Raw genomic sequence first — 25,553 nt, 5'->3', positions numbered from 1 at the left:
CCTGAGCCGGGCGGGCTCGAGTGGGCCTCGGGTCCGTCCTCAAACGCCGGACGGGCTGGATTGGGCGGGCGGGCTGACGCCTCAGCGGAGCGTGGACTCGGCGATGTCCTTGGCGCGGGGCAGCTCCGGCACGCCCTCCAGGCGCAGGGTCGTGGCTGCGTCCGGGGTCGTCCACAGGAGGGTGGGGCCCGCGGTGCGCTCGGAGCGGAGCCACTGCCCGCCCGCCGCGTCCGTCAGGCCGAACCGCAGCAGGTGCGGCTCGGCGAACCAGAGCCCGGGGCCGTCGCCGGTCAGCGTGATCCACTGGGGGGCGATCCGCGCCTCCTTGGCGACGCCCATGTCCAGCCGCGCCGGGAACTCGTCCAGCCGGACCGTCCGCCCCCGCTCCCGCCAGCACAGGCTCACCACCGACCGGCCCGCCGGCCCCACGGTCACCGAGACCGCGTCCGGATCGCCCAGCCCGTCCGGCACCCGCGCCGAGAAGCCCGCGCGCCGCTCCGCCTCCGCCAGGGACACCGGGTCCTCGCACCACGGCGCCTGACCCTCTGCCCTCGGCGGCGCCGACGGGTCGTACCGCACCTCCACGCCGCCGAAGCCGAACCAGTCAGCCACCTCCGCGCGCACGGGCGGCGTGAGCACGGCGACCATCAGCACGCCCGACAGGGCGACGGTCAGCGCCCGCCACCGTCTGCGCGCCCAGCTCCGCAACCGTGCGCCCCGCCCCGGCGCGGGCGCGGGCGCCGGGATCGCCTCGGCGAGGAGCTGCGCCAGCACCCGCTCCGCCATCGTCTCGCCGTCCACGTCCGGAATCCGCGTCCCGCGCCCCAGGGCGCGCAGCTCCTCGCGCAGCGCGTCCCTCTCGTCGTCGGTCCGATCGCGTCCCTCACCCACACTCCTCACCTCCCTTCGCCTGACCCGGCAGCAGCCGCCCCAGCTTGGCCAGCGCGCGGTTCAGCCGGGACTTCACCGTGCCGCGCGGCCAGCCCAGGGCCTCGGCCGTCTCGGCCTCGTCCATCTCCAGCAGATAGCGGTAGGCGACGACCTGCCGCTGCTCCTCGCTGAGCTCGTCCATCGCCGCCAGCAGCTGCGCGCGCCGCTCGCCGGCCACCGCCGCGTACGCCGGGTCCGCCGACTCCGGTATCAGCGGCTCGGCGCCGAGCAGCAGCGCCTCCCGCCCGGCGAGCGCCCGCATCCGCACCGCCGTGCGCACTGTGTTCCTCGTCTCATTGACGACGATCCGCAGCAGCCACGGCCGAAACGACGCGCCGTCTCGAAAACGGTCCAGCGACTGATACGCCTTGATGAAGGCGCTCTGCACCACGTCCTCCGCGTCCGCTCCAGCGCCGAACGTCACCGCCGCCTTCAACGCCACATTCGTATAGGCGCGGACAAGCTGCGCATACGCCTCCGGCTCCCCGGCGCGCACGCGCGCGATCACCGCAGCCTCGTCTACGACGGTGCGGCCCCCCTCCCGCGTCCCCTCCCGCGTCCTCACACCTTTGATACACCGGCGGCCGGAGATCGGTTCCACACCTGAGAGAATGTTGTGCATGGCCTCTGACCGACCCCGCGCGCTCTCCGGTATCCAGCCCACCGCAGGCTCGTTCCACCTCGGGAACTACCTCGGCGCGATCCGCCAGTACGTGGCGCTGCAAGAGACCCACGACGCGTTCTACATGGTCGTGGACCTGCACGCCATCACCGTGCCGCAGGACCCCGCGGAGCTGCGCGCGAACACCCGGCTCGCCGCCGCCCAGCTGCTCGCCGCCGGCCTCGACCCCGAGCGCTGCACCCTCTTCGTCCAGAGTCATGTGCCCGAGCACGCGCAGCTCGGCTGGATCATGAACTGCCTCACCGGCTTCGGCGAGGCCTCCCGGATGACGCAGTTCAAGGACAAGTCCGCCAAGCAGGGCACGGACCGGGCCACCGTCGGCCTGTTCACGTACCCGATCCTCCAGGTCGCGGACATCCTGCTCTACCAGGCAGACGCCGTCCCGGTCGGCGAGGACCAGCGCCAGCACATCGAGCTCACCCGCGACCTCGCAGAGCGCTTCAACTCCCGCTTCGGCGACACGTTCACCATCCCGGCGCCGCACATCGTCAAGGAGGTCGCGAAGATCTACGACCTCCAGGACCCGTCGATCAAGATGAGCAAGTCGGCGTCCACGCCCAAGGGCCTGATCAACCTGCTCGACGAGCCGAAGACGACGGCCAAGAAGGTCAAGAGCGCGGTCACCGACACCGACACGGTCATCCGCTTCGACCCCGAGAACAAGCCGGGCGTCTCCAACCTCCTCACGATCCACTCCACGCTCACCGGCAAGACCGTCGCCGAGCTGGAGAAGGAGTACGAGGGCAAGATGTACGGAGCGCTCAAGACCGACCTCGCCGAGATCATGGTCGACTTCGTCACGCCGTTCCGGAGCCGTACGCAGGAATATCTGGACGACCCCGAGACGCTGGACTCGATCCTGGCCAAGGGCGCGGAGAAGGCCCGCGCGGTCGCCGCGGAGACGCTGGCAGCCGCCTACGACAAGGTGGGACTGCTTCCGGCCAAGCACTGACCGGCCATGTCCGCACGGTGAGGTCCCGATCACGCCGGGGCCGGACCCGCGCGGACCCGGGCCGGATCCGGACACGGGCCGAAAAAGTGACCTATAGCACTCAGGCCAAGCAGTGTCCGAGGACTCTGGCCACATACGCCGTGCAGCCGCCACACTGGCGGCTGCACACCATAGCCGCCGACCGTCCGTCGACGGCTATGGACCCGGCTACCGACGACTGAGGAGAACGACGTGGGGACCGTAACGCTCGGCGTTTCGATCGCGGTCCCGGAGCCCTATGGCAGCCTGCTCCAGGAGCGGCGCGCGGGCTTCGGGGATCCCGCCGCGCACGGCATTCCCACGCACGTCACCCTCCTGCCGCCCACCGAGGTCGACGCCGAGGCGCTGCCCGCGATCGAGGCGCACCTCGCCTCCGTCGCCGCCGCCGGGCGCCCCTTCCCGATGCGGCTGTCCGGCACGGGCACCTTCCGTCCGCTCTCGCCCGTCGTCTTCGTCCAGGTCGTCGAAGGCGCGTCGGCCTGCACCTGGCTCCAGAAGCGGGTGCGCGACGCCTCCGGGCCGCTCGTACGCGAGCTCCAGTTCCCGTACCACCCGCACGTCACCGTGGCGCACGCCATCGCCGAGGACGCTATGGACCGCGCGTACGAGGAGCTGGCGGAGTACGAGGCGGCGTGGATGTGCGCCTCCTTCGCCCTGTACGAGCAGGGCGCCGACGGCGTCTGGCGGAAGCTGAACACGTACGCCTTCGGCGGCGCGATCGGGTCCGTCCCCGCCCAGGGCGCGCCGGTGGACGAGCCCGCCACCACGCTCTGACCCCTTCGCCCGCCCCTTCGCCCGCTCCTTAGCCCTCCCCTTCCGTCGGCCCTCCTCCGGCCCCTCCGGGCCCTTGGGGCTGATCCGCTGGCCCTGCTGCCGGTACGCCGAGACGGGTGACGGTTCGCCGAGGCCCTCGTGACGAGGCCGGGGGAGGGTACGCGTAGGACATGGACTGGCTGACCAAGATCCCCGTCATCGGCCCGCTGGCGGCACGGCTGATGCGCACCCACGCCTGGCGTTCGTACGAGACCCTGGACCGGGTGCACTGGACGCGGCTCGCCGCCGCGATCACCTTCCTCAGCTTCCTCGCGCTGTTCCCGCTGATCACCGTCGCCGCGGCGGTCGGAGCGGCGCTCCTGAGCGACGAGCAGCTCAAGAAGCTGGAGGACAAGCTCTCCGAGCAGGTGCCGGGCATCTCCGACCAGCTCGACCTCGACTCCCTGGTCGCCAACGCGGGCACCGTCGGACTGATCGCCGGCGCGCTGCTGCTGGTCACCGGCATCAGCTGGATCGGCTCGATGAGGGACTGCCTGCGGGCCGTCTGGGAGCTGGACGACGAGGACGAGGGAAACCCGGTTCTGCGCAAGCTCAAGGACGGGGGCGTGCTGCTCGGGCTGGGCGGGGTCGCGCTCGCCTCGGTCGGGGCCTCGGCGCTCGGCTCCACGGCCGTCGGCTGGAGCGCGGACCGGCTCGGCATCGAGCGCGACGGCGGCGCCGGGGTGATGCTCCAGATCGCCGCCCTCGCGATCGCGGTGATCGCCGACTTCCTGATCCTGCTCTACCTGCTGACGCTGCTGCCCGGCGTGCATCCGCCCCGCCGCCGTCTGGCGGTGGCGGCGCTGGTCGGCGCGGTCGGCTTCGAGCTGCTGAAGATGCTGCTCTCCGGCTATATCCGGGACGTGGCGTCGAGAAGCATGTACGGGGCGTTCGGCGTGCCCATCGCGCTGCTGCTATGGATCAACTTCACGGCGAAGCTGCTGCTGTTCTGCGCCGCCTGGACGGCGACGCAGAGCAAGAGCGAGGAGGGCGCCGGGTCCGAGGACGACGGCGGGAACGGCGAGAACGGCGGAAGCGGAGAGGCCGGCGGGAGCGGAGCGGCGGGCCGGAGCGGAGCGGCCGGCGAACAGGCCGCCGGCCGGGCGGACAAGCCGGTCAGCGGCGGCGGAGCGGCCAGCGGCGGTTGACCAGGAACACGCCGGCCGCCAGCAGGACCAGCACCCCGCCCGTGATCGCGAGCGCCGTGCCGACGCCGCCCGAGCCGCTGGTCTTGTCGGCGGAGGCCTTCGCGGGGGCGCCCTTGCCGTTCTTGGCGGGCTCGCCGACGTTGGCGGGCCCGGTGGCCGCCGACTTCGGCGGGACCAGCTCGCCGACCGGCTTGACCTTCCCCGCCGCCGCGAAGCCCCAGTCGAGCAGCCGCCCGGCCTCCTTGTAGACGGCCTGGCTCTCGTCGGAGTCCGGGTTCATCACGGTGACGAGGAGCACCTTGCCGTCGCGCTCGGCGACGCCCGTGAAGGTCGCGCCCGCGTGGGTGGTGTTGCCGTTCTTGACGCCCGCGATGCCCTTGTACGGATCCATCCCATAGTCGCCGGTGAGCAGGCGGTTGGTGTTCTGGATCTCGAACGTCTCGCGCTTCTTCCCCTTCTCCTGCTCGCCGGGGAACTTGGCGCTGACCGTGGAGCAGTACTCCCGGAAGTCCTTCTTCTGCATGCCGCTGCGAGCGATGAGCGTGAGGTCGTACGCGGAGGAGACCTGGCCGTCCGCGTCGTAGCCGTCGGGCGACACCACATTGGTGTCGAGCGCCTGCAGCTCCTCGGCGTGGGCCTGCATGTCCTTGACGGTCTGGCGGATGCCGCCGTTCATGGCGGACAGGACGTGGACGGCGTCGTTGCCGGAGCGCAGGAAGACGCCCAGCCACAGGTCGTGAACGCTATAGCTGAGTTCTTCCTTGACCCCGACCAGGCTGCTGCCCTCGCCGACGTCGGCGAGGTCCTTGGGCGTGACCTTGTGGACGGTGTCCTTGGGGAGCTTGGGCAGAACGGTGTCGGCGAAGAGCATCTTGAGCGTCGAGGCCGGGGGCAGCCGCCAGTGGGCGTTGTGCGACGCGAGCACATCGCCGCTCTCCGCGTCCGCGACGATCCAGGAGCGGCCGCTGACCTCCTTGGGCAGCACGGGCACGCCGGGCCCGAGGCTGACCTGGGTGCCCGGCTTGCCGAGCTGGGCGCCGCCGACCGTGGACATGGAGGCCGGGGGGTTGGGCTGCTTCTTGTCTGCCTTGTCGTCGATCTTGTCCGCGGAGGCGGGTGCGGCGGTCAGAAGGGGCAGCAACGCGGCGGCGGCGACCGTCAACGCGGTCTTTTTCAAAGCAGACACGGACGAGAACGTACAGGGCGGCGCGGAAGACGCGGACATCGGCTCGATGACCCGCCGGGAGCTCCGCCGGTACAGCCCACCCCGGAGGACCCGGCCAGGGCGCGCCCGCGATACTGAGTCCATGAAGCTCAGCCGCCCCGTCTCCTGGTTCCTGCTCGCCTTCGGGGTGTGGAGCTGGTTCATCTGGATCACTTTCGTCAAGAACCTGTGGAAGGACGGGAGCGGGCTCGCCTTCGACGACGCGGGTGACCCGACCGGCTACTTCTGGGTCCATCTGGTGCTCGCCGTTACGTCCTTTCTTCTGGGGACGGGCGTCGGAGTGATCGGGTTGCGTGGCGTCCGCGCATTGCGACGCGAGGGATAGAGGAGCTTCCGTGCTGGTGGTCGTCCTGCTCGTGGTGGTCTTGGTCCTCGCCGTGCTGGCGGGGGTGCACTGGTACGTCTGGCGGCGACTGGTGCGCGACACGACGGCCTCCGGCGGGACGGCGCGCAGGGCGGGCACGGTCGCGGTGTGCGTGCTGCCGCTGCTCTCGGTGGGCGCGCTGGTGTCGGGTCGGGCGGGAGCGCCCTTCTGGCTTCAGCAGGCGGTGGCGTGGCCGGGGTTCATGTGGCTGGCGGTGCTGCTGTATCTGACGCTGGCGCTGGTGATCGGCGAGGCGGTACGGCCGCTGCTGAGGAAGGTGTTGGAGAGGCGGGCGGGGGTCGAGTCCGAGGGGACTGGCGAGGGTCTCCGCCGGGGCGCTGCCCCGGAGCCCGCGCCTCAATCTCCCCCAGACTTCGTCCGGGGGGACCCCCACGGGGCTGAAAGCGCGCCTCAATCTCCGGCGGGGCTGGAAGTGCCGGCGGGGCTCGGAACGCTGGAGACTCCGGTAGGGCCGGAAACGCCGCCGCAGTCGGCCGAGGAGCCGGGCAGCGGGCTTTCGCGGCGGCTCTTCGTGGCGCGCGTCGTCGGGGGCGGCGCCGCCGTCGCCGCGCTGGGGACCGTGGGGTACGGGACGTACGGCGTTCTGCGCGGGCCGCGCGTCAAGCGCGTCACCGTGCCGCTCGCCAAGCTCCCCCGGGCCGCCCACGGGTTCCGGATCGCCGTCGTCAGCGACATCCACCTCGGGCCGATCCTCGGGCGCGCCCACACCCGGCGGATCGTCGACTCCATCAACGCCGTCAATCCGGACCTCATCGCCGTCGTCGGGGACCTCGTCGACGGGTCCGTGGACGATCTCCGCTCCGCCGCCGAGCCGCTCGCGCAACTCCAGTCACGGCACGGCGCGTTCTTCGTCATCGGCAACCACGAGGTCTTCTCCGGCGCGGACCAGTGGGTCGACCACGTCCGCGAGCTGGGTCTGCGCCCGCTCCAGAACGAGCGCGTCGAGATCGCGGGCGGCTTCGACCTCGCCGGGGTCAACGACATCGCGGGCGAGAGCGAGGGCGAGGGCCCCGACTTCGCCAAGGCCCTCGGCGACCGGGACCGGGCGCGGGCCGCCGTGCTGCTCGCGCACCAGCCCGTGGTCATCCACGACGCCGTCGACCACGCCGTCGACCTCCAGCTCTCCGGGCACACCCACGGCGGGCAGCTCTGGCCGGGCAACTACCTCGCCGAGCTGGCCAATCCGACCGTGGCCGGTCTCGAGCGCTATGGCGACACGCAGCTGTACGTGACGCGCGGCGCGGGCGCGTGGGGACCGCCGGTGCGGGTCGGGGCGTCCTCCGACATCACCGTGGTGCAGCTGGCCTCGAAGCAGGCCTAGCCCGCTGCGAGTCAGCCCCTCCTCAGCCTGCTTGCCTTCCTGCCCGCTCCGCCTTCGTGCCCCGGGGCGCGCTCTTCGCCTGCGACGCGCCCGACGCGCCCGAGGCACCCGGCATGAACTCCTCCAGCACGTCGTGCACCTGCCGTACCACCGGCCGCAGCACACGGAAGCGGGAGAGGGAGATGAGACGGGCCGCGATCGGCGCCGTGCGCTCCACGAGCCGTCGGCTGCGCTCCGCGCCCTCCGACCGGTCGTACACCCAGAAGAGCACCAGTCCCATCTGCATCAGCCACATCAAGTGGGGGAGCAGCTCGGACAGTTCGGGCGCCGTCTTGACGTCCGCGCCCGCCAGGGCGCGCTCGTGGACGGAGATCGCCGCCTCGCGGGCCGCGACGGAGTCCGGCGAGAACGGGCTGAGCGGGCTCTCGGGGTCGGCGGCGTTCTTGAAGAACTGCGCGGCGAAGCGGTGGTACGGCGCGGCGATGTCGAGCCAGGTCAGCAGCACGCCCCGAATCCGTACCGCGAGGTCCGGGTCGCCCTCCAGGACGGGCCGGACCGCCGCCTCGTGCTCGGCGGCGATCCGGTCGTAGAAGCCCTGGACGAGGTGTTCCTTGGAGGAGAAGTAGTAGTACGCGTTCCCCACCGAGACGCCGGCCTCCTGGGCGATGGCCCGCATCGTCGTCTTGTCGTAGCCGCGCTCCTGGAACAGCCTGAGCGCGGTCTCGAGGATGAGGGTGCGGGTCTGCTCGCTCTTGGGCGCGGTCTTCTCGCCCTTGGGCGCCGCCTTGGCTGCCTTTACGTCCGTCACGTCGACCGAGCCTAACCGTGCCCCGCGGCCGGGCCGCACCGGCCGCCGCAGTGCGCCGCGCCCATGGTCCTCGCCGCGGTCGCCTCGCGGTACTTCGCGGCGGCCAGCACGGTGCCGCGAGCGAACGGAGCGCCCGCCGGAGTGGTCAGCCAGTGGGCCTTGGGCCGGTGCTCGGCCAGCGCCCACAGACAGACGATCCAGGCGCTGGTCCCCCGGTAGACCTGGCCGGCGTCCCCGATCACGGTGATCTCGTCGAGGGTGCCGGCGTGGTCGAGGCCGGGGAACCGGCGCTCGGCCTGCTCCGAGGCCGCGGGGATCAGCTCGAGCGGTACGAGCTGTCGCTGCCGGGAGAGCCATTGGCGCAGGTGGAGGCAGAGCGAGCACTGCGCGTCGTACAGAACGGTCAGGCGGGTGACCGGGGCGGCGGCCGCGGGGTTCGGCCGGCCGGCCTGCCAGCCTGCGGGCTGTGCCCCCGGCCGGCCTGTGGGCTGGGCCGGGGCGGCCGGGTCGCAGGCAGCCGGGGCGGGGGCTGGCGCCGGGGTGCTCATGGCCGGCTCACGCTCCCGCGGGGGTCGTCCACGGACCCTGGCCGGCGGGCGTGGTCCAGCCCTGCGGCGGCACGGGCGGCAGCTGCTCGCGCTCCATCACTCCGCGCCGGCGGATCTTGTTGAGCACGAAGACGTTGGCGAGGTGCATCACGCCGAGGACGAGCAGGACGACGCCGATCTTCACCGAGAGGGCCTCGAAGAGCCCGCGGGCGTCGGCGACGGCCTCGGCCGCCTTGAGGTAGAGGGCGACGAAGCCCAGGTTCACCAGGTAGAAGCCGACCACCAGGAGGTGGTTCACGGCCTCGGCGAGCTTCTCGTTGCCCTTCAGTACGTCGGCGAGGAAGATCCGCCCGTTCCGGCTGAGCGTGCGGGCCACCCAGACGGTGAGCGCGACGCTGATCAGCAGGTAGACGACGTAGGCGACAACAGTGAGGTCCATGCCTCACCCTCCCTTGAACGTGTTCAAAAGCTGTTGTCGTGGACTGTAGACCTCCTTTTGAACATGTTCAAGTCGTGCCCTGGGCGTGGCCGGGGCAGGGCGAGGCAGGGCAGGGCGAGGCGCCTGCGCGCCAGGCGGCGTCAGGTGCGGGTGTGGGTCGGACGCGGCTATGTCCGGCGGGTCGGATGCGGGCGCGGGCCGGATGTGGGTCAGGCGCGGGTCGGGGGCATCAGGGCAGCGCTCGGCCGAACTGCCGGTCCCCGTCCCCCGGTCGGCGTGCTCCTCGGGGCCTTCGCCCCTACACGCCCCGCTCTATCTGCGCCGCGATCGCACGGTCGGCGATCTTGGAGTCGTCGGCCAGCAGGAACGCCTTCGACACGATCAGCGACAGCAGCCCGCCGTCCTCCTCGAAGGGCAGGAAGAGGTGCTCCCTGCCTCCGGCCGCCGCCGTCGACCGGTCCTCGACGATGCAGAGGTACGCGTCGTTCGGCTCCATCAGGACGCCGGCCGAGCCGAGATGGATCTTGTACGTGCGCAGCTCGCCCCGGACCCGCAGATAGCGGTCCGTCAGCTCCACGCGGTCGGCGATCCGGGTCCGCGGCAGCAGCCGGGCCAGCGACTCGCGCCGTATCCGCGCCGACTCGGCGAGCTCGCCGAACGCCCAGCTCTCCCAGTACCCGTCGTGCTCCCGGTCCTCGCCGCGGTCCCGCCAGTGCGGATCCGCCCCGATCGAGGCGACTCCCGTGAACAGGTCCGCGTCCCGCATCGCCTCCGACAGCGCCAGCGGCGGCGCCTCCGCGAGGTCGGCCTGCTCCCAGGGCCCGCGCGCCCCGCGCCGCCGCTCGAAGCGGAGCCGCCCGGTCGAGCACAGGGCGCCCGACGAGCCGTCCGTCCGCCGCTGGTCGACCAGCTCCAGGCAGAACCGGGCGCGCCAGAACTCGCCCTCGCTCGCGCGCAGCTCGCCCGCGCGGGGCAGCTCCCGCACCATCTCGGCGGAGTACCCGTCGCGGAAGTCGCCGAGATGGCCGCCCGTCCAGCCGCGCTCGGTCATCAGGGCCCGCGCCTGGCCGTAGCGCAGGATGTGGCCGGCGAAGCGGTGGGAGCAGCCGCGGGTCTCCTCCTCGGCCGGGGTGAGCGGATACACCTCCCTGAAGGCCTGCTTGAACGGCTGGCGCAGCTCGCGGTCGGCCAGCTCCTCGCGCCACGCCCGTGTCTCGTCGGCGTCCCCGCCCAGCGGATGCCACAGCCGCAGCAGCGCGCCGTCCGTCACCGGGGCCGCCGTGCCGTCCGCGTCCGCCAGCGCCCAGCCGCCCGCCATCTGCTCCGGCAGCCCCGCCGTCCAGCGCTCGCCGTCGTCGTCGCTCATCTCCCAGATCAGGGTGCGGGCGAACGCGCCGGTGACCGGATGGTCGATGTAGTACTGCTCCCAGTCCCGGGCGGGCCAGCGGGTGCCCGCCGCCAGATGCTCCTCCAGCCGGGCGCGCTCGACGGGCATCAGGGCGCGCAGCTGCTTGAGCGCGGCCTGGATCTGGGACAGCTGCTCGCCGAACTCCTCGCGGACGGCCTTCGGCGCGGACTTCAGCACCCGGCCCTGCGGCCCCCGGAAGGACAGCGCCGCCGTGCCCGGCGCGGACACCGAGAGCACTGCGGTGTACTCGCCGAGCGCCTCCTCGCGTAGGCCCCGCGGATCGAGGCCCGCGGTCGGCACGGCCCGCTCCCTGACCATCGACGGGGTGAGCCCGCTGCGCTCGGCCGCGGCCTGGAGGGCGGCCGTCATCCCCTTGACCACCGTGCGATTGCGGATCCCGCGCTGGAGCCGGCCGAGCCGGTCCACGGCCTGCTCGCCGCGCGCGCCGTCGAACTCGCCGAGGACCGCGACGGCCGTCGTGGCCATCTTGCCGCTGCGGCAGTCGCCGCCCGAACCGCCCATGCCCGTGCCCGCGTTGAGCGCCACGTCGGCGACGACCGGGACCACCCACGCGGCGTCGACGTCCGCGGCCGCCCACAACAGGCCGCGCACCAGCCGGACGTTGCCCTCCGAGCCGATCCCCGGCCAGAAGTGCCGGCCGACCCACCCGGGGGCGGCCACCGGGTGCTCCGGCTGCGCGGCCATGCCCGCCAGCAGCGCCCGTACCACGTCCGCGCCGCCCTCGGCACCGGCCAGCAGCACGGCCGCCTCCTTGCGCCACCGCCTGGTCGCGCGCACCTTGTCCTGGCCCAGGCAGTGGCGCAGCAGCTCGGCGACGCCCGGCGCGGCGAGCAGCGCCGGGTGCGCGGCCCGCATCGCCGGGCCGTACTCGTCGTACTCGTCGAGCAGATCGGCGGGCAGGCCCGTGGCGTCGTGCGGCCCGGGGCCGATCAGCTCGTCCAGCCGGTCGCGGAGCCACTCGGGCGCGTCCCATATCTCCGGCAGGAGCCGGCGCAGCCTCCGCAGCCCCGCCGTGTCGTACTCCCCGGAACGGGCGGCGGCCGCCAGCGGGATGCGCAGCAGCGCCACGAAGCGGTGCGGCACGGCCGCCGGGTCGACGAGCGCGTCCTTCCCCGTCAACCGCCCCAGCAGCTCGGCCGACTGCGGCGCGGTCCACTCCAGCCGCTGCTCCGCCAGCCAGCCCAGCGCGGCCAGCGTGACCGGGTCGCCGGCGCCCTCGCACAGACTCCGGTGGAACCAGAGGGCGGCCCGGCGCAGGTCGGGCTCGGCGAGGGACTCCAGCAGCTTCCGCACCGGCCGCCCGCCGTCGGCGCGCTGCCGTGCCCCCGCTTCGTACAGCCTGTCCTCCAGGCCGTCCGTCGACGCCGTCGCTGTCATGATGCCGGTCCCCTCCCCGAGCTCAACTCCCCTCGAAGGTACGGCCTGCCGCTGACAATGCCCCCCTCGGCCTCGGCCCGCGGGTCGATTGTCAGTGGCGCCCTCTACGTTTCTCGGCATGGGAAAGGTGACCTTCGTCGACGAGACGACATCGGGGGACCGCCGCGCCGTCCTGGGGCTGGACGTCGCGGAGGAGCGTCTCGCGCTGCGCGAGCTGATACGGCGCAGGGTGTACGAGGAGGCGGGGGACGGCCAGGAGGCAGGCCGGGCGTACGAGCACGCGCTCGCGGCCTTCGGCCGGAACGGCTTCCTGGTGCTGGTGGGCGACCGCCAGATAGCGGAGCTGGACCAAGAGGTCGAGCTCGCCGACGCCGCGGAGGTCGCCTTTCTCAGACTCGTTCCCCTGGCGGGGGGCTGAGGGGGACGAGAGGGGGAGGGGGGAGGAGCGGGGCCCGGAGCCGGCCGGGGGGCTTGGCACGGCGAAGGGCCCCGCCTCTCCCGAAGGTGAGGCAGGGCCCTCGTCCAGCACACGAGCCGATGGCCGGGCGAGCACGTGCGTGCGCGCCGGTCAGGCGCTCAGAAGCCGAAGCGGCAGCCGACGCGGCAGCAGAGCCAGGCTCAGAAGCGACGCGTGATCAGCGCGCGCTTCACTTCCTGGATCGCCTTGGTGACCTCGATGCCACGCGGGCACGCGTCGGTGCAGTTGAACGTCGTGCGGCAGCGCCACACGCCGTCCTTGTCGTTGAGGATCTCCAGCCGCTGCTCTCCGGCCTCGTCGCGCGAGTCGAAGATGAAGCGGTGGGCGTTGACGATCGCCGCCGGGCCGAAGTACTGCCCGTCGTTCCAGAACACCGGGCACGACGACGTGCACGCCGCGCACAGGATGCACTTGGTGGTGTCGTCGAAGCGCTCGCGGTCCTCGGCGCTCTGCAGACGCTCGCGCGTCGGCTCGTTCCCCTTGGTGATCAGGAACGGCATGACGTCGCGGTACGCCTGGAAGAACGGCTCCATGTCCACGACGAGGTCCTTCAGGACCGTCAGGCCCTTGATGGGCTCGACCGTGATGGGCTTCTCCGGGTTGATGTCCTTGATCAGCGTCTTGCAGGCGAGCCTGTTCTTGCCGTTGATCCGCATCGCGTCGGAGCCGCAGATGCCGTGCGCGCAGGAGCGCCGGAAGGTGAGCGAGCCGTCGACGTCCCACTTGATCTTGTGGAGACCGTCGAGCACGCGCTCCTTCGGGTCGATCTCGATCGGGAAGTCCTGCCACTGGGCCTCGTCGGAGACCTCGGGGTTGAAGCGGCGGACCCGGAAGGTGACCGTGATGTACGGCGAGGCGGCGGATTCCGCCTCGACCTTGTCCAGTACGGGGGTAGCCATCAGTACTTACGCTCCATCGGCTGGTAGCGGGTCTGGACGACCGGCTTGTAGTCGAGACGGACGGTCTCGGAGCCGTCGTCGCCGACCTCGCGGTACGCCATGGTGTGGCGCATGAAGTTGACGTCGTCGCGGTTCGGGTAGTCCTCGCGGTAGTGACCGCCGCGGGACTCCTTGCGCGCGAGCGCGGAGACGGCCATGACCTCGGCCAGGTCGAGCAGGTTGCCCAGCTCGATCGCCTCGAGCAGGTCGGTGTTGAACCGCTTGCCCTTGTCCTGGATGGACACGTTCAGATAGCGCTCGCGCAGCTCGGCGATCTTCTCGACCGCCGTCTTGATCGTCTGCTCGGTGCGGAACACCATCACATTGGCGTCCATCGTCTCCTGGAGCTCCTTGCGGATCACCGCGACCCGCTCCGAGCCGGTGGAGCTGCGCAGCCGCTCGACCTGGCTCACCACGAGGGAGGCCGGGTCCTCGGGCAGCTCGACGTACTCGGCCTTCGCCGAGTACTCGGCGGCGGCGATGCCGGCCCGCTTGCCGAACACGTTGATGTCGAGCAGCGAGTTCGTGCCCAGGCGGTTGGCGCCGTGCACCGAGACGCAGGCGACCTCGCCGGCGGCGTACAGGCCCGGGACGACGGTGGTGTTGTCGCTCAGCACCTCGCCCTCGACGTTGGTCGGGATGCCGCCCATGGCGTAGTGCGCGGTCGGCTGGATCGGGATCGGGTCCGTGTAGGGCTCGATGCCGAGGTACGTCCGCGCGAACTCGGTGATGTCCGGGAGCTTGGCGTCCAGCTGCTCCGGCGGCAGGTGGGTCAGGTCCAGGTAGACGTGGTCGCCCTCGGGACCGCAGCCGCGGCCCTCGCGGATCTCCGTGTAGATGGAGCGCGAGACGACGTCACGCGAGGCGAGGTCCTTCATGACGGGCGCGTACTTCTCCATGAAGCGCTCGCCGTCCTTGTTGCGCAGGATGCCGCCCTCGCCGCGGGCGCCCTCCGTCAGCAGGATGCCCATGCGCCAGATGCCCGTCGGGTGGAACTGGAAGAACTCCATGTCCTCCAGCGGCAGACCGCGCCGGTAGCAGGCCGCCTGGCCGTCGCCGGTGAGGGTGTGCGCGTTGGAGGTCACCTTGAAGAACTTGCCGGTGCCGCCGGAGGCGTAGATGACGGCCTTCGCCTGGAAGACGTGGATCTCGCCGGTGGCCAGCTCGTAGGCGACCACGCCGGCCGACTTCTTGACGCCCGTCTCGGGGTCTTCGGTGATCAGCTGGTCCAGGACGTAGAACTCGTTGAAGAACTCCACGCCCTCTTTGACGCAGTTCTGGTACAGCGTCTGGAGGATCATGTGGCCGGTGCGGTCCGCGGCGTAGCAGGACCGGCGGACCGGGGCCTCGCCGTGGTTGCGCGAGTGGCCGCCGAAGCGGCGCTGGTCGATGGTGCCGTCCGGGGTGCGGTTGAACGGCAGGCCCATCTTCTCGAGGTCCAGGACCGCGTCGATGGCCTCCTTCGCCAGGATCTCGGCGGCGTCCTGGTCGACCAGGTAGTCACCGCCCTTGACCGTGTCGAAGGTGTGCCACTCCCAGTTGTCCTCTTCCACGTTGGCGAGCGCGGCGGCCATGCCGCCCTGCGCGGCGCCCGTGTGGGAGCGGGTGGGGTACAGCTTGGTCAGCACCGCGGTGCGGCTGCGCTTCGTCGACTCGATCGCGGCGCGCATGCCGGCGCCGCCGGCGCCGACGATGACGGTGTCGTACTTGTGAATCTTCATGGGAGAAACCTCAGCCCCGTGCCTAGCGGATGTTCGGGTCGAAGGTGAAGATCACCAGCGTGCCCAGCAGGATGGTGAACACCGTGGCGGTGTACAGCAGGCCCTTCAGCCACAGGCGCGTGTTCGGACGCTCCGCGTAGTCGTTGATGACGGTACGCAGGCCGTTCGCGCCGTGCAGCATGGCGAGCCACAGCATCAGCAGGTCCCAGGTCTGCCAGAACGGCGAGGCCCAGCGGCCGGCCACGAAGGCGAAGCCGATCTTGGAGACGCCGCCGTCCAGCACGAGCTGGATGAGCAGGTGGCCGATGACCAGGACGACCAGGACCACGCCGGACAGGCGCATGAAGAGCCATGCGGCCATCTCGAAGTTGCCGCGGGTCGAGCGCGGGGTCTTCTTGGTGCGCTTGCGCGGGGCCTCGATGTACGGGGCCGGGTTGTCGGCGTCGTAGAGGCCTACGGCCTCGACCTGGCCGACAGCGGAGGTGTCAGCGGACATTTCTGGCGTCACTCCCCGAAGACTTCGCGGACGGCGTGGCCGAGCACCGGGTACAGGGCGCCGACCATCAGGACGAACCAGACGACCATGACGGTCCAGAGCATCTGCTTCTGGTAGCGCGGGCCCTTGGACCAGAAGTCCACGGCGATGACACGCAGGCCGTTGAGCGCGTGGAAGAGAATCGCGGCCACCAGGCCGTATTCGAGAAGCGCGACGATCGGCGTCTTGTACGTGGCTACGACGTCGTCGTACGCCTCGGGGGAGACGCGCACGAGAGCGGTGTCCAGCACATGTACGAACAGGAAGAAGAAGATGAGGACGCCGGTGACTCGATGAGCCACCCATGACCACATTCCTTCCCGGCCGCGGTACAGCGTTCCAGCCGGCACGGAAGAACCCTCCGGGAGCGGGGATTAGGGCCTGCCGGCTTGTGGGTGTCGGTCTGGCCCGGCCGGGTACGGTCCACCGGCCCCGGCCATCGTAGCGACGAGTTGTCGGTTCGTTCGCCCGGGGTCCTCAGGTGTGATCAAACCGGCAATCAAACAGCCTCGGACGGGCTATCGGGAAGCCCCCGCGGCGTCTGTTTCCGGATGGTTGGCCACTACATGTGCCAGTCGGGCGCGGGCGAGCCGGGTGCGGATGGGGGCCGGCGCTTGGTCGAGGTGCTCCTCGGGGCGGTGCCCGGCCGGGCGGATCGCGAAGGCGCGCCCCAAGCGGCTCTCGTGCGCCGCGCGGGCGGCCTGCCGGGCGCCCGCGGTGCGGGGGCGGCGGAGGACTCGTGGGCGAGCGCCTCGGAGAGGTCGGCCGGGCGGGCCGTGGCGTTGGGCGGGCGGATCCGGGGGCAGGCGGGCCGGTAACGGGCGAGGGTGCGCGGGCGGGAGGTGTGGTGGAGTGGCGGCGGTCGTGGGGGTTGTGGGCGGGGCTCAGGTGGCCGCTGTGGGGCATGAGACTGCCGGGACGCCAAGGTGAAACGCTGTCGACGGCGGATGGTAGCTGTCCGAAGATGCACGATTTTCACCCGGATGGGAGGGTTTCAGCTCAGGGAATGGACGATGATGGGGGTGTTTCGTCAGCATTTGGCGGCATAAAGGAGGTTTGCGGGTGATGTGGGACTCTCGAGGCGCGCGGGTCACAGGCGTCATGGTTTCTCTGGGGGCGGCGCTGTCGCTGGCGCTGACCGGCTGCTCGGGGGAGAGCCGTGGCGACGCACCGCAGAGACCCGGGAGCGGCGACGCACAGGACGAGGCGCGCGCACAGGCGCCCACGCCCTCCGTGTCGCCTTCACCCACACGGGTGTACCCGCTCTCCAAGCCGCCCGCCGTCATCCCCTCCGTGCGCGACCACGAGGCCGCCCGCGGGCCGGGCTGGAAGCCAGGACCCGGGCGCGGGGTCGTGATAGCCGAGGGCGACGAGGAGCTCGCCGACGAGGGACGGCTGATAGCCGGGGAGCTGAAGATCGCCTACCGGGGCGAGGTCCCCGCACGCGCCGGAGACGTGGAGCTGGCGCTCGGGTCCGGCGGGAAGGGCGAGTCGTACACCCTCGTCGCCCGCGACGGACGGGTCAAGATCACCGGAGCCGACCAGGCCGGGGTCTTCTACGGCACCCGGACCCTCAAGCAGTCGCTGCGCTCGGGCGGCGCGATGCCCGAGGGCGTCGTACGCGACCAGCCCGATCGGCCGCAGCGCGGGCTCAACCTGGACATCGCGCGCAAGCATTTCACCGCGGCCTGGATCGAGGCGCGGCTGCGCGAGATGGCCGACCTCAAGCTCAACCAGCTGGGCCTGCACTTCTCCGACGACCAGGGCTTCCGAATAGCCTCCGACTCGCACCCCGAGGTCGTCTCCGAGCAGCACCTCAGCAAGGCCGAGGTGCGCAAGATCATCGCCCTCGCGCAGAGCCTGCACATCACCGTCGTGCCCGAGATCGACTCGCCGGGGCACCTGGGCGCGGTCATGAAGGCCCACCCGCAGCTCCAGCTCCGCAACGTCCAGGGCGTGCCGCGGCAGGGAGCCGTCGACATCTCGAACCCCCAGTCCGCTCAGATCGTGGACGACCTGCTGCGCGAGTACGCGGAGCTGTTCCCCGGGGCCTGGTTCCACATCGGCGCCGACGAGTACCAGGCGCTGACCGTGTCGAACCCCGAGGCCTCCTATCCGCAGCTCGCCCAGGCGGCCGTGCAGGAGTACGGAGCGCAGGCCCGCGTCCAGGACCTGGCGACCGGCTGGCTGAACGACCGCGCGGCGACCGTCCGCGAGGCGGACAAGCGGCCCAAGGCGTGGAACGACGGCTTCTTCCGCGGCGGAGTGGTCTCCGGCGACAAGGACGTCGAGGTCGAGTACTGGACCGGCAAGGAGATCGGGGCGCGGCCGCCGGAGGAGTATCTGGCGGAGGGCCGCAAGGTGGTCAACCTCAACGACGAGTACCTCTACTACGTGCTCGGCGAGCCGAACGAGTTCACGTACCCCACCGGCCGGCGCATCTACGAGGAGTGGACCCCGCTGGTGCTGCGCGGCACGACGCCCGTCCCCGCGCGCTACTCCGACCAGATCCTGGGCGGCCGGCTCGCCGTCTGGTGCGACCTCTCCGGCGCCCAGACCGAGGAGCAGGTGGCGGCGGGCATCCGGATGCCGCTGCGGGCGGTGTCCCAGAAGCTGTGGACGCCGGGACAGCCGCCGCTGGACTGGGCGGGCTTCACGGCGCTGGCGAACCAGCTGGGCTGAGCTGCGGACACGCGATGGACGGCGCTCGCGCCCGACGCGTATCTTCCGGCGAGCGACCGCGCGCCCCGCGCGCGGTCGCTCGCGGTCGCCGTGAGCGCGGCCGTGATCGCCTGACGCCCTGGGGGAGGGGCGTCCTCTTCTCGCCCGTGGGGGGTCCGCACAGCCATGCTCTGCACCGACTGCACAACGAACACAGCCAGTCACGGACAGGAGCGCTGCGAGAGATGCGCGGCGGCGGCCGGTGCGCCGGCCGCCGCCCCGCAGCCCGTGCCGGCGCCCGGCCCGTACCCGATGGGGCCGGTGGGGCCGGTGCTGCGCTCGCCGGTCGGGCTCTCGCACGCCGTCGTGGCGCTGCTCGCCTTCGTCGTCCTCGCGGACGCCTTCGCCTTCTCCACCGCCGTCAACCTGCGGTCCCTGATGGGCAGCGTGATCGACGGCGACGTCGCCGCGTACTCCGACGAGGACCTGGAGCGCGCCGACTGGCTGATGGTCGGCGGAAGCGCGCTGCAGCTCCTCGCGCTGGTCGCCACCGCCGCCGTCTTCATCGTCTGGTTCTACCGGGTGCGGTCGAACGCCGAGGTCTTCGCGCCGGATCTGATGCAGCGCGGCAAGGGCTGGGCGATCGGCAGCTGGTTCATCCCGATCGCCAACCTCTGGATCCCGCGCCAGATCGCCGGCGACGTGTGGACGGCGAGCCGCCCCGACCCGTACGCGGGCGCCAAGGGCGACGGGCGATCCGCCCTGAACCTCTGGTGGACGGTGATGGTCGTGAGCTTCGCGATCGAACGGATCGCGAGCAAGCAGTACGACCGGGCCGACTCGGCCGAGGAGCTGCGGTCGGCCGCGAACACGCTGATGTTCAGCACGGTCCTCGACATCGTGGCCGCCGTGCTGGCGATCCTCTTCGTCCGGCGCCTCACGCGGATGCAGCACACCAAGGCGACGGGCGGTGCGCCCGCGCCGGGCGAGGCGGCGCCGGCGGCGGTCTGAACGACCGAGGAGCGAAGACGACGAAGTCGCGGTGTGAGCCCGCCCGGGGGCGCGCGGGCTCACACCGCGGGCGCGTGGGGCCGCTGCGGCCAACTACTGGCCGCATAAGCCGCGTTGCATGTGAGCAGAATGTAACAGGGGTGTGGCGCAATAGTGTGTGAGTGACGCGCGGGTGGCTCTCCCCGTCACGCTTGGGTCAGCACAGGGGGGAGCAGGACATGGGGTTCTCGGGTTACTACGTGGTGGGCAGGAGCGAGCGCTCGCTCGCGGAGCAGGACGCGCTCGCGGGAGTGCGGGCGAATCTGACGCTGTTCCAGCAGCGCCCGGACGGCTGGCAGATCTGGCAGCATCCCAGCGAGCCGGACATCGGCGACATGGGGGCGCTCGCCCGGTCGATGGGGTCGCCGGTGCTCTTCGGCTATGTGATGGACAGCGCCTGCGTGGCCGTGGAGGCCTCGGCCCCGCAGAGCGGCTCCTGGTACGCGTGCCTGGCCAGGGAGACCATGGCCGGCTTCCTCGACGCCAACGGCATGGTCGTCGACGACCTCTTCCTGCCCGCCGACGAGGCGGTGCTGCGGGCCCTGGAGTGGGCGGCCGAGGCGGGCACGGCGCCGTCCGAGGAGCCGCTGGGGCAGGTCCTCGCCGCCGCCCGGCCGGAGCCGCTCGCCGAGGAGCTCTTCTTCCGCTTCCTCGGCGCGCTGGGGATCCCCGGCCTCCCGGACTGACGCGGCCGCCAGGGGCGCACGCCTGGGTACGGGTACTCATGCGCGGGCCGCACCGGGCCGCTTACCATCTCCGGGTGCCGTGAGAGGGGCGCGCCAGGGGAGTGCGCGCCGGCGTGCCGAGCGCTGAGCCGCGCCGGGCACGGTCGACGGGGGACGGAACGGAGTGCGCATGGCCAGCGAAGCACCCAAGGGCAAGGACACCCTGCCGGAGGGCGTGCTGTGGAAGCCGCCGGGGCAGTCGGCGGGCCTGGCGCCAGGGCCGCTGCAGGCGAGCCCGGGCGCCCCGAACATCTACGACCCGCTGGCGCCCAAGCCGCCCGCGCGCACCCTCCCGCCGGGCGTGCACGGCCCGGTGGCCACGGATCTGAAGATCGAGGGCAAGGTCCTGGAGGGGGCCGCGGGCAAGGCCGACGAGATCTACACCGTCTTCTACAAGGCCGCGGCCTCGCTCGAGACGGACACGCTCGCGGCCATCGCCGCCGTGGGCGACCTCGAGACCGGCCCGGCGCTGAAGAGCTCGGCCAGGCACTGGGAGGAGCAGGCGGGGCTGGTGAGCGGCTGGATCGCCAATATCTCGGAGAGCCTCAGGCTGGCGTCGCGCGACTACAAGGGCAACGAGCACGACCTGGAGGACCGGATCCGCAGAGGCGGCGGGTCGATGGCCGATCCCGGCCTTCCACCGCACCCCCCGCTCGTGCAGAACCCCGTCTACAACCGGTGGGGGTTCTGATGCCGGCGCTCTACAAGGACCTCGTGGGCTCCGACTTCGGCAAGCTGACGACCCTGTCGCTGAAGTGGGGCCAGGCCGCGAAGGACGTCGACGGACTCTCCCGCCGGATGCGCGACGAGGTGCTCAAGGCGCTGCGGGACAAGGGGTACTGGGAGGGCATGGCCGCCCCGTACGCCTGGGCGCAGATCGACGACATCGAGCGCCAGCTCGCCGCCGCGGCCAAGGTGGCCCAGGCCATGGAAGCGGCGCTGAAGGACGGCGCCGGCGAACTCGTGGCGATTCAGAAAGAGCTGAAGGGCGCGGTGGAGCGGGCGCGCGCCAAGGGCATGCACGTCGGCGACGACGGCGGGGTGTCCAAGCTGGTCTCGGACGGCGTGTGCAAGGTGGGCGGCCCGGAGAAGGACGAGAAGAAGGAGATCGAGGAGGCCCAGGCCGAGATCAACGACATCCTGCGCCGGGGCTCGCTCGCCGACCAGCATCTCGCGATCACGGTCCAGGAGAACATCGGCGTCGACCGGTGGTTCAACCAGGGCAGGACGCGCTCCGACATCAACCACACCGGCGACATCGGCGACGACCGCCTCAACGCCCTCGAGCGCGACCAGCAGGGCCTGGAGCCCTACCCGGACCGCAACGACACCACTCCGCGCGAGCTGCTCACCGACTGGGCGACCGGCACCGGCCGCCACGACCAGCAGTTCAACATGGGCGACAAGTTCACCGAGCAGCTGCGGCAGAGCGAGAGCATGAAGGACATCAGGGCCGACACGCTCAAGCAGTGGGAGGAGGGCAACGGGTCGGGCCGGGTGAAGCACAAGATCTCGTCCGACGGACTCCCCACCCAGGTCGGCACCTACGCCAAGGACATGGCCGGGCTCTCCGGCATCGACAACCTCTGGGGCGGCGACACCAACGAGGCCCAGTCCCTGCTCGGCTCGTTCGACGTCGACTACGAGGTGAAGGGGATCGACGACGACGGCAAGGTGATCGTCCAGTACCGGCTCACCAACGACACCGACATGGAGTCCTTCCTGCCCGGCTATCAGAAATGGCAGCAGAAGCTCAATCACGAATACGGTCCCGGGCGTGACATCGAGGAGACGATCACCTGGACCGAGCGGCTCAGTCCCAAGGGGTCCTGATGTCCATGAAGTCGTCGGCGGCGTGGCGTGCGCCGGGCCGGCTGGTGCGCACGCGTGCTCGGAAGGTCTGCCTGGCGGTGGCGTTCCTGGTCGTCCTTCCGCTGGGCTGCGTCGCCGTGTCGGTCCTGGGGGAGGAGTGCCCCCGGCCGGTCTCGGACGGCTCGGCGGTCGTCCGCGCCGGCACGTACGAGGGACCGCACGGCATGCGGATCGTCCTCTCTCCTCCCGGGAAGGACGGGAAGTCCGCTGCCGCGGTGGAGCGGTGGCCCGTCGACCTCGACGACCTGGACGCGGACGGCGAGGCGCCGCAGCGGCGCTTCGACGGGACCGGGACCTGGAGCGACGAGCCGGTCGACGGCGGGGACGGGCGGCGCGTCAGGCTCGGACTCAAGGGCGGCGGGCTGTGGGACGACAGCCCCTCCCGGGCGCAGTATCTGGCGGTCGGCGGCACGTCGTCGGCGCCGCTGCTGCTCGCGCAGGGCGACCCCGACGGCTGTGCGGACGCCGTCCTCGAGCGCGTCGGCGGCGGCTGAACGCGCCCTGGAGGCCTCGCTGTCGAGGGTCCGTCGAGCGGGCGGAAGAGGTGGGCGGGGTTCCGGCCGAAGTGCCGTTGAGGGAGCTATTTTCCGCCAATCGGACGGAACCGCTTGCCGAGGAACTCTTCTTCCGATTCCTTGGTGGGCTGGGGATTCCGGGCCTCCCGGAGTGACGCATTCGAGCCATGAGGCGCAGTAAGAGGAAGTACTGCGTCCGCGATGGGAGGCGTCCATATGGCGTCGAGAAGCCTGACGGAACTGATCGCTCAGGCGGATGAGCGAGGCCTGGCCGCGAGTGGACTCGCGTGCCTGGACCGCTGTCTGCCGCTGCTGGCGCCCGAGGCCGACGCGCCGCGCCCGCTGTGGGCGGGACTCGCCGGCGGCGAGGAGGACTGGGCCGAACGGCTCGCCGCAGCCAGGGAGACCATGGAGAGCGCGACCGTCGAGGACGAAGACGCCGCCGTCGTACGGAAGATGCTGGGCGCGGCGCCCTCCGAGTGGGAGCCGGCCGGGCTGCGGCAGTGGTCCGACGCGTGCTCCCTCGCCGCGCTCGAACTCCACCAGCGCTTCGACGCGGGCCCGGGCGGCTCCGACGGGGCCGAGCTGATCAAGCGCTGCCGCGAGGGCGAGCCGGAGGGCGCGGGACCGCTCGTCTCGGGCGAACTGCGCAGACAGATGCAGATACTGGAGATCCTCGCGGACGCGGACGCCCACGGCGGCGGGCTGCGGGCCGCTCTGGATCTGTCCACCGAGGGGCAGCGGGTGCTGCGCGCGGCCCTCTCGCGGCGCGCACGCGTCCGGCGATGACGGAGCGGCAGGGCAGGATGGAGGGTGGAAGGACGACCGGGGCCGCCACCCCCCACAGGAGAGGCCCCGGTCGTCGTCCGCCGGGGCCGCAGTGCCGCCCCGTACTTCCTTCAGCGCCGTGAGTGCGTTTTCTGTCACACCGCGCTGAAGTCAGGATTTTGTTGCAGGTTGTACAAGGCATGGACGCAGGGCCCGACGACGACGTAGCGTGCTGGTTCGCGCAGGGTGGCGCGGCAGCAGTGACCAGCTGCGATTCAAGACAGGTTGAGGTAGTGCTGGGGGACGACGCGGAGCTGACCGCCGCGGTGCTCGCGGCACAGGACGGGGACGAGAGAGCGTTCCGTACTGTGTACCGCGCCGTGCACCCGCGGCTGCTCGGTTATGTGCGCACTCTGGTCGGCGAGCCGGAGGCGGAGGACGTCGCGTCCGAGGCGTGGCTGCAGATAGCCCGCGACCTCGACCGGTTCAGCGGCGACGCGGACCGCTTCCGCGGCTGGGCCGCACGCATCGCCCGCAACCGCGCACTCGACCACATACGCATGCGAGGCCGGCGCCCCGCCGTCGGCGGCGACGAGACCGAGCTGACCGGCAAGCCCGCCGAGTCCGACACCGCGGCCCTGGCCATGGAGTCCCTCTCCACCGGCGACACCATGGCGCTCATAGCCCAGCTGCCGCAGGACCAGGCCGAGGCCGTCGTGCTGCGCGTCGTCGTCGGCCTCGACGCCAAGAGCGCGGCCAAGACCCTCGGAAAGCGGCCCGGGGCCGTGCGCACCGCCGCCCACCGCGGGCTGAAACGACTGGCCGAGCTGCTCGGCGCGGACACCGCCGACCTGCCCCAGGAACCCGGCTGCGCGGACCACGACGGCATGGCCCACGGCGCCGGAGCGGTCGCCGGACCAGGCGGGGCGCAGCCCGCCGAACGCGCGCCGGATCTCGACGCAGTACCGTCTCAGCGCGGCCCCCGGCCGGGCGCGACGGCCCCCGCTGGTGTGACGCATTCACGCCTGCGGACGCAGAAGGACATGTGATGGCCGACGAGCGGTACGAGTGGCTTGACAAGGATTCGGCGGAGCGACTGCTGCGCGGCGAACCTGTCGAGGCCGCTGACGAACACGCCCGTGTCCAGGCCGCGCGACTGTCCGGAGCGCTGAACTCCGCGCGCCGGACCACCTTCGACGACGACGGCGAGATGCCCGGCGAGGCAGCCGCCATGGCCGCGTTCCGCAAGGCCAGGGCGGACTCCGCCGTGCCCGCGGGCGACCTCCTGGGAACCGTGCGGCTCGCGCACCCGCCCAGACCGCCGCGCATGCTGCGCTTCGGGCGTCCGGTGCGCTTCGGGATCGCCGCGGCGGTGGCCGGCTGCGCGCTCGGCGGCGTCGCGGTCGCGGCGGGCGCCGGCGTGCTCCCTTTCGGCGGCGAGGAGCCGCTGCCCGGCTCCTCCGTCTCTGCCGCTGAGACCCCCGGACCGCTGAAGAGCCCGTCGCCCGAGGACCGGCAGGCGCTCCCGTCCCCGCTGCCCCCCGAGGAGAACCCCGCCCCCTCCACGACGCCCCCGCCGAGCCCCGACGCGAGCGGCGAGCCGGGCAAGGCGAGCGGCAGCCCCACCGGGGAGCCGACCGGCGGCGCGTCCGCCTCGCCCAGCGGCTCTCCCGAGGACAAGATCCGCGACCGCAACCGCGAGTGGTACCGCAAGACCCTCGCGGCCTGCCGCGACTACCGCGGCGGCAGCATGAAGCCCGAGCACAGGCTCCTCCTGGAGAAGGCGGCCAAGGGCCCGGACGGCGTGAAGAATTTCTGCGACCGGCTGATCGGCGCCGCCAAGGACGGCAGCAGGGGCGACGGCGGCACGGACGGCGGCGACGGCGACGGCGACAACGGCGCCGAAGACGACGGCGGCGAGAGCAACGGCTCCGAAGGCGGCAAGCCCGGCAGGCTGCCGCGTGCCGCCTGGTCTCCCGGCGCGCCCGGCGCGCCTGCCCCCGCGCTCACCGAGCGCGCGCCCCAGGCGCATCCCACCCTTCAGCTGAACCCGTCCTGAGCTGCGACTTCTCCGCAGCACTGGCGGGGCTGAGCGTCGTGTGGAGCCGCTCGCCGAACCTGTTCCGATCGAGCCTCCGGCCCAGGTGTGACGTTTTTTGAGTCAGTGGCGCAGTAATAAGTGAGCCGACTGGTC

The 25,553-nt window shown here is 71.8% G+C and carries 26 protein-coding genes; 15 read left to right on the top strand and 11 right to left on the bottom strand.

The window, feature by feature from the left end:
* Positions 1–81 precede the first annotated feature (81 nt).
* On the bottom strand, positions 82–891 hold the full coding sequence (locus AB0M39_RS24150) for a hypothetical protein (protein WP_365367675.1): 810 nt from the start codon (positions 889–891) through the stop codon (positions 82–84).
* A complete protein-coding gene (locus AB0M39_RS24145; RefSeq protein ID WP_365367673.1) occupies positions 884–1,552 on the bottom strand; it encodes a sigma-70 family RNA polymerase sigma factor in 669 nt (222 codons plus the stop codon). Before AB0M39_RS24145 ends, AB0M39_RS24150 begins: the two co-directional genes overlap by 8 nt.
* Here AB0M39_RS24145 and trpS point away from each other — a divergent pair.
* The 3 genes from trpS (at position 1,551) to AB0M39_RS24130 (ending at position 4,564) form a co-directional block, all read left to right on the top strand.
* The gene (gene trpS, locus AB0M39_RS24140; RefSeq protein ID WP_365367671.1) at positions 1,551–2,564 is read left to right on the top strand and encodes a tryptophan--tRNA ligase; all 1,014 of its coding nucleotides are present in this window, start codon (positions 1,551–1,553) and stop codon (positions 2,562–2,564) included. The two genes, AB0M39_RS24145 and trpS, sit on opposite strands and share 2 nt — an antisense overlap.
* A 231-nt stretch (positions 2,565–2,795) precedes the next feature.
* Positions 2,796–3,377 carry a 2'-5' RNA ligase family protein gene (locus tag AB0M39_RS24135; RefSeq protein WP_365367669.1) on the top strand — a complete coding sequence of 194 codons (582 nt, stop codon included), beginning with the start codon at positions 2,796–2,798 and terminating at the stop codon, positions 3,375–3,377.
* A 170-nt stretch (positions 3,378–3,547) separates the two neighbouring features.
* The gene (locus tag AB0M39_RS24130) at positions 3,548–4,564 is read left to right on the top strand and encodes a YihY/virulence factor BrkB family protein (protein ID WP_365367667.1); all 1,017 of its coding nucleotides are present in this window, start codon (positions 3,548–3,550) and stop codon (positions 4,562–4,564) included.
* Here the strand turns inward: AB0M39_RS24130 and AB0M39_RS24125 are convergent.
* Positions 4,533–5,750: a D-alanyl-D-alanine carboxypeptidase gene (locus AB0M39_RS24125; RefSeq protein WP_365367665.1), complete on the bottom strand. Its 1,218-nt coding sequence runs from the start codon at positions 5,748–5,750 to the stop codon at positions 4,533–4,535. The two genes, AB0M39_RS24130 and AB0M39_RS24125, sit on opposite strands and share 32 nt — an antisense overlap.
* A gap of 121 nt (positions 5,751–5,871) precedes the next feature.
* Here AB0M39_RS24125 and AB0M39_RS24120 point away from each other — a divergent pair, with 121 nt between their 5' ends.
* Entirely contained in the window at positions 5,872–6,114 is a 243-nt protein-coding gene (locus tag AB0M39_RS24120) for a hypothetical protein (RefSeq protein WP_365367663.1), read from the top strand.
* A gap of 10 nt (positions 6,115–6,124) precedes the next feature.
* Positions 6,125–7,495 carry a metallophosphoesterase gene (locus AB0M39_RS24115; protein WP_365367661.1) on the top strand — a complete coding sequence of 457 codons (1,371 nt, stop codon included), beginning with the start codon at positions 6,125–6,127 and terminating at the stop codon, positions 7,493–7,495.
* A 22-nt stretch (positions 7,496–7,517) separates the two neighbouring features.
* On the opposite strand, the gene AB0M39_RS24110 is transcribed toward AB0M39_RS24115, so the two are convergent.
* The 4 genes from AB0M39_RS24110 to AB0M39_RS24095 all read right to left on the bottom strand — a co-directional run bounded on the left by AB0M39_RS24110 (position 7,518) and on the right by AB0M39_RS24095 (position 12,096).
* Positions 7,518–8,303, bottom strand: coding sequence for a TetR family transcriptional regulator (locus AB0M39_RS24110; protein WP_365367659.1), 786 nt, complete (start codon positions 8,301–8,303; stop codon positions 7,518–7,520).
* Positions 8,304–8,314: 11 nt separating this feature from the next.
* On the bottom strand, positions 8,315–8,851 hold the full coding sequence (locus AB0M39_RS24105; protein ID WP_365367657.1) for a DCC1-like thiol-disulfide oxidoreductase family protein: 537 nt from the start codon (positions 8,849–8,851) through the stop codon (positions 8,315–8,317).
* A 7-nt stretch (positions 8,852–8,858) separates the two neighbouring features.
* Positions 8,859–9,290, bottom strand: a complete 432-nt coding sequence (locus AB0M39_RS24100; RefSeq protein WP_365367655.1) for a hypothetical protein — start codon at positions 9,288–9,290, stop codon at positions 8,859–8,861.
* A 298-nt stretch (positions 9,291–9,588) separates the two neighbouring features.
* On the bottom strand, positions 9,589–12,096 hold the full coding sequence (locus AB0M39_RS24095) for a DUF4132 domain-containing protein (RefSeq protein ID WP_365367653.1): 2,508 nt from the start codon (positions 12,094–12,096) through the stop codon (positions 9,589–9,591).
* Between the two features lie 118 nt (positions 12,097–12,214).
* On the opposite strand from AB0M39_RS24095, the gene AB0M39_RS24090 reads away from it, so the two are divergent.
* Entirely contained in the window at positions 12,215–12,514 is a 300-nt protein-coding gene (locus AB0M39_RS24090; protein ID WP_365367651.1) for a hypothetical protein, read from the top strand.
* 200 nt (positions 12,515–12,714) lie between these two features.
* Here AB0M39_RS24090 and AB0M39_RS24085 read toward each other — a convergent pair whose 3' ends face one another.
* The 4 genes from AB0M39_RS24085 to sdhC are packed head-to-tail and all read right to left on the bottom strand — an operon-like array spanning position 12,715 to position 16,118.
* Positions 12,715–13,473 carry a succinate dehydrogenase iron-sulfur subunit gene (locus AB0M39_RS24085; RefSeq protein ID WP_365367649.1) on the bottom strand — a complete coding sequence of 253 codons (759 nt, stop codon included), beginning with the start codon at positions 13,471–13,473 and terminating at the stop codon, positions 12,715–12,717.
* On the bottom strand, positions 13,473–15,233 hold the full coding sequence (gene sdhA, locus AB0M39_RS24080; protein ID WP_365367647.1) for a succinate dehydrogenase flavoprotein subunit: 1,761 nt from the start codon (positions 15,231–15,233) through the stop codon (positions 13,473–13,475). The genes AB0M39_RS24085 and sdhA overlap by 1 nt, the downstream gene beginning before the upstream one ends.
* 22 nt (positions 15,234–15,255) lie before the next feature.
* On the bottom strand, positions 15,256–15,729 hold the full coding sequence (locus tag AB0M39_RS24075; protein ID WP_365367645.1) for a succinate dehydrogenase hydrophobic membrane anchor subunit: 474 nt from the start codon (positions 15,727–15,729) through the stop codon (positions 15,256–15,258).
* Positions 15,730–15,737: 8 nt separating this feature from the next.
* Complete coding sequence (sdhC, locus tag AB0M39_RS24070) at positions 15,738–16,118, bottom strand: succinate dehydrogenase, cytochrome b556 subunit (protein ID WP_365367643.1); 381 nt, start codon at positions 16,116–16,118, stop codon at positions 15,738–15,740.
* Positions 16,119–16,833: 715 nt separating this feature from the next.
* Between sdhC and AB0M39_RS24065 the strand changes: the two genes are divergently transcribed.
* The 9 genes from AB0M39_RS24065 to AB0M39_RS24025 all read left to right on the top strand — a co-directional run bounded on the left by AB0M39_RS24065 (position 16,834) and on the right by AB0M39_RS24025 (position 25,418).
* A complete protein-coding gene (locus AB0M39_RS24065; RefSeq protein ID WP_365367641.1) occupies positions 16,834–18,450 on the top strand; it encodes a glycoside hydrolase family 20 protein in 1,617 nt (538 codons plus the stop codon).
* A gap of 291 nt (positions 18,451–18,741) precedes the next feature.
* Positions 18,742–19,440, top strand: a complete 699-nt coding sequence (locus AB0M39_RS24060) for a DUF4328 domain-containing protein (RefSeq protein WP_365367699.1) — start codon at positions 18,742–18,744, stop codon at positions 19,438–19,440.
* A 218-nt stretch (positions 19,441–19,658) separates the two neighbouring features.
* Complete coding sequence (locus AB0M39_RS24055; RefSeq protein WP_365367639.1) at positions 19,659–20,165, top strand: hypothetical protein; 507 nt, start codon at positions 19,659–19,661, stop codon at positions 20,163–20,165.
* A 169-nt stretch (positions 20,166–20,334) separates the two neighbouring features.
* Positions 20,335–20,895, top strand: coding sequence for a hypothetical protein (locus AB0M39_RS24050; RefSeq protein ID WP_365367637.1), 561 nt, complete (start codon positions 20,335–20,337; stop codon positions 20,893–20,895).
* Positions 20,895–22,037: a hypothetical protein gene (locus tag AB0M39_RS24045; RefSeq protein WP_365367635.1), complete on the top strand. Its 1,143-nt coding sequence runs from the start codon at positions 20,895–20,897 to the stop codon at positions 22,035–22,037. The genes AB0M39_RS24050 and AB0M39_RS24045 overlap by 1 nt, the downstream gene beginning before the upstream one ends.
* On the top strand, positions 22,037–22,570 hold the full coding sequence (locus AB0M39_RS24040) for a hypothetical protein (protein ID WP_365367633.1): 534 nt from the start codon (positions 22,037–22,039) through the stop codon (positions 22,568–22,570). The genes AB0M39_RS24045 and AB0M39_RS24040 overlap by 1 nt, the downstream gene beginning before the upstream one ends.
* Positions 22,571–22,807: 237 nt before the next feature.
* Positions 22,808–23,380 carry a hypothetical protein gene (locus tag AB0M39_RS24035; protein ID WP_365367631.1) on the top strand — a complete coding sequence of 191 codons (573 nt, stop codon included), beginning with the start codon at positions 22,808–22,810 and terminating at the stop codon, positions 23,378–23,380.
* Between the two features lie 272 nt (positions 23,381–23,652).
* A complete protein-coding gene (locus AB0M39_RS24030; RefSeq protein ID WP_365367629.1) occupies positions 23,653–24,408 on the top strand; it encodes an RNA polymerase sigma factor in 756 nt (251 codons plus the stop codon).
* The gene (locus tag AB0M39_RS24025) at positions 24,408–25,418 is read left to right on the top strand and encodes a hypothetical protein (protein ID WP_365367627.1); all 1,011 of its coding nucleotides are present in this window, start codon (positions 24,408–24,410) and stop codon (positions 25,416–25,418) included. The genes AB0M39_RS24030 and AB0M39_RS24025 overlap by 1 nt, the downstream gene beginning before the upstream one ends.
* Positions 25,419–25,553 lie beyond the last annotated feature (135 nt).

Origin of the sequence: Streptomyces sp. NPDC051907 (assembly GCF_040681075.1) — a bacterium.
Lineage (GTDB): Bacteria > Actinomycetota > Actinomycetes > Streptomycetales > Streptomycetaceae > Streptomyces.
The sequence above is the reverse complement of the archived record's forward strand: the minus strand, read 5'-3'. Positions and strand labels throughout refer to the sequence as shown.